Below are 1,975 nucleotides of genomic sequence, written 5' to 3'. Positions count from 1 at the left end.
GTCGTTGACAGAAATCGGTGGGGCTGTAGAATGCGCCCCACTTCGACAGGGAACGCCGGCGACGGCGGAACCGGAAGGGGAATTAAGCGGTTGTTTGCAGTAAGTTTTTTCGGTGTAAGGCTTCTTCGGAAGCGGCGACAAAAACTTCAAAATAATCGTTGACAAGGTGGCGATCTGATGTAGAATACGCGGCCTTGATTGAGCAGACGCTCAACGCTCTTTAACAAGTTGACCAAGTAATTCGTGTGGGCGCTGGCCGAGACCATCTGGCAACAGATATCGAGGCAGCGACTCGTCGAAATATGAGTTTTGTCTTGAGCAAGATTAGAGATCTTCGGATCTTGTATGATTTAAACTGAAGAGTTTGATCATGGCTCAGATTGAACGCTGGCGGCAGGCTTAACACATGCAAGTCGAGCGGTAACAGGGGGTGCTTGCACCCCGCTGACGAGCGGCGGACGGGTGAGTAATGCATAGGAATCTGCCCAGTAGTGGGGGATAGCCCGGGGAAACCCGGATTAATACCGCATACGTCCTTCGGGAGAAAGCAGGGGATCTTCGGACCTTGCGCTATTGGATGAGCCTATGTCGGATTAGCTTGTTGGTAAGGTAACGGCTTACCAAGGCAACGATCCGTAGCTGGTCTGAGAGGATGATCAGCCACATCGGGACTGAGACACGGCCCGAACTCCTACGGGAGGCAGCAGTGGGGAATATTGGACAATGGGGGCAACCCTGATCCAGCCATGCCGCGTGTGTGAAGAAGGCTTTCGGGTTGTAAAGCACTTTCAGTGAGGAGGAAAACCTTACGATTAATACTCGTGAGGCTTGACGTTACTCACAGAAGAAGCACCGGCTAACTCCGTGCCAGCAGCCGCGGTAATACGGAGGGTGCAAGCGTTAATCGGAATTACTGGGCGTAAAGCGCGCGTAGGTGGTTTGATAAGCGAGATGTGAAAGCCCCGGGCTTAACCTGGGAACGGCATTTCGAACTGTCAGGCTAGAGTGTGGTAGAGGGTAGTGGAATTTCCTGTGTAGCGGTGAAATGCGTAGATATAGGAAGGAACACCAGTGGCGAAGGCGGCTACCTGGACCAACACTGACACTGAGGTGCGAAAGCGTGGGGAGCAAACAGGATTAGATACCCTGGTAGTCCACGCCGTAAACGATGTCTACTAGCCGTTGGGACTCTTGAAGTCTTAGTGGCGCAGTTAACGCACTAAGTAGACCGCCTGGGGAGTACGGCCGCAAGGTTAAAACTCAAATGAATTGACGGGGGCCCGCACAAGCGGTGGAGCATGTGGTTTAATTCGACGCAACGCGAAGAACCTTACCTGGCCTTGACATGTTGGGAACTTTCCAGAGATGGATTGGTGCCTTCGGGAACCCAAACACAGGTGCTGCATGGCCGTCGTCAGCTCGTGTCGTGAGATGTTGGGTTAAGTCCCGTAACGAGCGCAACCCTTATCCCTAGTTGCCAGCACGTAATGGTGGGAACTCTAGGGAGACTGCCGGTGACAAACCGGAGGAAGGTGGGGATGACGTCAGGTCATCATGGCCCTTACGGCCAGGGCTACACACGTGCTACAATGGCGCGCACAGAGGGCTGCAAACCCGCGAGGGGGAGCCAATCTCACAAAACGCGTCGTAGTCCGGATCGCAGTCTGCAACTCGACTGCGTGAAGTCGGAATCGCTAGTAATCGTGAATCAGAATGTCACGGTGAATACGTTCCCGGGCCTTGTACACACCGCCCGTCACACCATGGGAGTGGATTGCACCAGAAGTGGTTAGTCTAACCTTCGGGAGGACGATCACCACGGTGTGGTTCATGACTGGGGTGAAGTCGTAACAAGGTAGCCGTAGGGGAACCTGCGGCTGGATCACCTCCTTAACGAAAGCTGGAGGTTTCGGTCAGAGTCCACACGAATTACTTGGTTAACGTGAAGAGAGCAAAAGGGTCTTTGCAGGCCCGA

At 53.7% G+C, this 1,975-nt stretch carries 1 rRNA gene; it reads left to right on the top strand.

Annotated features, from left to right (window positions below):
* The first annotated feature begins 352 nt into the window (after window positions 1–352).
* A 16S ribosomal RNA gene (locus MLC59_RS19345) occupies window positions 353–1,893 on the top strand.
* Window positions 1,894–1,975 lie beyond the last annotated feature (82 nt).

The sequence above is a fragment of the Marinobacter bryozoorum genome, from assembly GCF_023156245.1.
Classification (GTDB): Bacteria; Pseudomonadota; Gammaproteobacteria; order Pseudomonadales; family Oleiphilaceae; genus Marinobacter; species Marinobacter bryozoorum.
The sequence above is the reverse complement of the archived record's forward strand: the minus strand, read 5'-3'. Positions and strand labels throughout refer to the sequence as shown.